Origin of the sequence: Nostoc sp., from assembly GCF_035638895.1 — a bacterium.
In the GTDB taxonomy this organism is placed as follows: domain Bacteria; phylum Cyanobacteriota; class Cyanobacteriia; order Cyanobacteriales; family Nostocaceae; genus Nostoc.
This window is the reverse complement of record NZ_DASQZC010000618.1, coordinates 1-3,586: the sequence shown is the minus strand read 5'-3', so window position 1 is coordinate 3,586 and position 3,586 is coordinate 1. Positions and strand designations below refer to the sequence as shown.

Sequence of the window (3,586 nt, the reverse complement as noted above, 5' to 3'; positions counted from 1 at the left end):
ATTGAGGAACTACAAGCAAAAATCAGACGCCTCAACAGTAAAGCAGGTCAAATGAAAATGGATCTGCATGATTTAGCCGAAGGTCTGCCAACAGATTACACACAACTTATGGATGTTGCCGCCGCAACTTATGAAATCTATCGCCAGTTAGATGAACTTAAGCAACATCTGAAACAATTGGAGAATGCTAAATGACTGGAACTATTGATGAATTCAAGAAGCTCGTAAATGCAGAAGAATTTTTTCAATTCTTTAACATGTCCTACGACTTACAAGTTGTGAATGTAAATCGTCTACATATTCTGAAAAAGTTCTCTCAATATATACAGGAAATTGATAATAATTCTCCTGATTTGAGTCAAGAAGAGAGACTAAATCAATATTCTTTGGCTTTGCAAAAAGCCTATCAGGTATTTATCGAATCAACACCTCACGAACAAAAGCTGTTCAAAGTGTTTAACGACAAGCCGAAAAATGTAGTCACACTGACAGAAATCACTTCTGATTAGGAGGTATGAATTGGTTAACCTAACGCCTACCGAATTAGAACGCTATCGTCGCCAAATGATGCTTCCAAATTTTGGCGAAACAGCACAGAAACGCCTGAAGTCAGCGACAGTTTTGGTTACAGGTGTGGGGGGATTAGGCGGTACGGCGGCGCTTTACCTAGCAGTAGCGGGCGTTGGGCGGCTAATCCTAGTCCGGGGTGGTGACTTGCGGCAAGATGATATGAATCGTCAGGTTCTCATGACTGATGATTGGGTAGGTAAGCCAAGGGTATTCAAAGCTAAAGAAACTCTGGATGCGATTAATCCTGATGTCCAAGTGGAAGCTGTTCATGATTACATCACCCCGGAAAATGTAGATTCGTTAGTGCAGTCGGCTGATATGGCTCTTGATTGCGCCCACAATTTTACAGAGCGCAATTTGTTAAATGAAGCCTGTGTGCGATCGCGTAAGCCAATGGTGGAAGCTGCAATGAATGGGATGGAGGCTTACCTAACGACGATTATTCCTGGTGTGACTCCTTGTTTATCTTGTCTGTTTCCAGAAAAGCCTGAGTGGGATCAGCGTGGCTTTTCAGTTCTAGGCGCTGTTTCTGGAACACTCGCTTGTTTAACAGCACTGGAAGCAATCAAACTGATCACCGGGTTTAGTCAGCCTCTATTGTCGCAATTGCTGACAATCGACTTAAATCGAATGGAATTTGCTAAACGCCGTTCTCACCGCGATCGCTCTTGTCCAGTATGCGGTAATAGTGCGCCTTGGAGACACGCGCAATCCAATTCGATGGAACCTACAGCTACGGGTATTGCACAAAATAGTTAATTTTTGTCATTAGTCATTGGTCATTAGTGAATAACAAAGGACAAATGACAAAGGACAATAGGCTGATAATAGATAGAGAAACAACTTTTAATATTTATATTTGCAGCAATGGATAACAGTTTAGCCGTTGTTTATCTCTCAGTTTTGGTGGTTATACTCACAATTGCAGCCGTGAGTGTTTTTCGCCAGATTTTCAAAACTCGCAAGATTGAAGGCTCCTTTGGAAGATTACGAAAGAAGTTAGAGAAAGAAAAGGGTACGACTCAAGAATATTATGAGTTAGGCAGTATTTATTCAGACAAAAAAATGTATTCCCAAGCAATACTGCTGTTTCAAAAAGCTATCAAAGCGGCCCAAGAAGAGGGAGAAGAAAATATTGCCCCTATTTACAACGGGCTAGGTTATATTTATTTTATCCAAGAGCAATATGACCTAGCAATTCGTCAGTATAAAGAAGCCCTAAAAGCTAAACCAGACTACGTAACAGGGTTGAATAATCTCGGTCACGCTTACGAGAAAAAAAAGTTAACTAGTCAGGCGTTACAAAGTTACGAAGAAGCACTAAAATTGGCTCCAAATAATCCTATTGCTAAACGCCGTGCTGAATCTTTACGTCGTTTAGTTTCTGCGTAAATTGGGCATTGGGCATTGTTTATTTCTCCCTACTGCCCAATTATTAACAAATTAATTTGGCTTTAGCCTCTTAATTTATCGGTTTTCATGCTTAGGCTGGGAAATAGATAACTATAAGTCTTTTTTAAAAATGTAAAAGATGATTAAGCGGCTAAAGCGTTTTTTGTGGCTAGTTATTGCCATCATTGTCGCCATTTCTATATCACTCGGATTAATGGGAAGATTGACGGCTCAACAGCCTTCGATTTCCCATCCTCTCACTTCACTAACAGAGGCAGAAATTAGTACAGCCGTTTCGGTCATCAAAAGAGAAAAAACTTTGAGCGAAATGGTAGCTTTTCCACTGATCGCTTTACAAGAACCAGATAAAGAAGAAGTTCTAAATTTTACACCTGGTAAAGCTTTTGGGCGAAATGCTTTTTTGGTAATCTATGAGCGATCGCTAAATAAAACCTATGAGGGTATTGTTAACCTAACAAGCAAAACCTTAAGTTCGTGGAAAGAAATATCCTCTGTTCAACCTGCAATTGTCAATCCAGAATATGAACTCGCAACTCAGGTAGTTAAAGCCGATCCCCGATGGCAAAAAGCGATCCAAAGGCGAGGAATTACCGATTTTGATCAAGTCAAAATTAGTTGTTGGGCACCAGGAATCTTAAGTAAACAGGAAGAAGCAACAGGTAATCGTCTGTGTCGAGCCTTATCTTACTACAAAGGCAAAAGCTGGAACTATTACGGTAGTCCCATTGAAGGAGTCTTAGTAACGATAAATTTGAACGCAGGTAAAATTGTTAGTTTCGTTGACCAGGGAAACGTACCTTTCTCTAAAGAAAACTGGAACTATGATGTAAAGTCTTTAGGCAAATTACTTTCAGCGCCTAAAGCATTAAAGATTCTGCAACCAAATGGTGCAAGTTTCCGAATTAATAATAATGAAATTAGCTGGCAAGGTTGGAAATTTCGGTATTTAATGCATCCTCGTAGTGGATTGGTGCTGTATCAAGTAACACACGACGACGGGGAAAATGTCAGACCAGTTTTATACCGCGCTAGCCTATCAGAGATGGTAGTTCCTTACGGCGATCCAAATCCCACTTGGTCGTTTAGGAATGCATTTGATGTTGGAGAATACAACTTTGGTTTGCTAGCAAATACGATGCAGTTAGGTAAAGAAATTCCTGAAAACGGTCTTTTGCTGGATGCTGTATTTGCTAATGAGCAGGGAGAACCTTATAAAATACCAGGAGTTATCGGTATCTATGAACGCGATAACGGAATGCTGTGGAAACACTATGAGTATAATACTCAGCGTAATGATGTCCGTCGCAATCGAGAATTAGTAATATCGATGACTGCGGCCGTTGATAACTATGATTACAGCATTAATTGGATTTTTCACCAGGATGGGACTTTGGAAGTCCAAAATGAATTAACGGGTATTGTACTGGTGCAGGGAACGGCTGCCCAAAAGCAATCTGAGGACGATTCCTATGGTCGGCTAATTGCTAAGAATATCTTCGGAGTAAATCACCAGCACTTTTTCAACTATCGCCTAGATTTTGATGTCGATGGACAGGCTAATGCTGTGATGGAAATGAATGTGAAAGCTTTGCCAATGGATGAG

At 40.5% G+C, this 3,586-nt stretch carries 5 protein-coding genes; all 5 read left to right on the top strand.

Features of this window, described 5'->3' with window-relative positions; all coding sequences use genetic code 11:
- On the top strand, nucleotides 1-195 hold a 195-nt coding region (locus tag VE944_RS30205), incomplete at its 5' end, for a CCE_0567 family metalloprotein (RefSeq protein WP_324986265.1).
- Nucleotides 192-509: a nitrogenase-stabilizing/protective protein NifW gene (gene nifW / locus VE944_RS30200; RefSeq protein ID WP_324986262.1), complete on the top strand. Its 318-nt coding sequence runs from the start codon at nucleotides 192-194 to the stop codon at nucleotides 507-509. The genes VE944_RS30205 and nifW, both read left to right, overlap by 4 nt.
- 10 nt (nucleotides 510-519) lie before the next feature.
- Nucleotides 520-1,329: a HesA/MoeB/ThiF family protein gene (locus tag VE944_RS30195; RefSeq protein ID WP_324986259.1), complete on the top strand. Its 810-nt coding sequence runs from the start codon at nucleotides 520-522 to the stop codon at nucleotides 1,327-1,329.
- Nucleotides 1,330-1,437: 108 nt separating this feature from the next.
- On the top strand, nucleotides 1,438-1,962 hold the full coding sequence (locus VE944_RS30190; RefSeq protein WP_324986256.1) for a tetratricopeptide repeat protein: 525 nt from the start codon (nucleotides 1,438-1,440) through the stop codon (nucleotides 1,960-1,962).
- 139 nt (nucleotides 1,963-2,101) lie between these two features.
- The coding region (locus VE944_RS30185; protein WP_324986253.1) for a copper amine oxidase at nucleotides 2,102-3,586 on the top strand (1,485 nt) is incomplete at its 3' end.

What these genes read in the sequence shown, in the direction of transcription:
- nifW (WP_324986262.1), top strand. Translation starts at nt 192, where the DNA reads ATGACTGGAACTATTGATGAATTCAAGAAGCTCGTAAATGCAGAAGAA.
- VE944_RS30190 (WP_324986256.1), top strand. Translation starts at nt 1,438, where the DNA reads ATGGATAACAGTTTAGCCGTTGTTTATCTCTCAGTTTTGGTGGTTATA.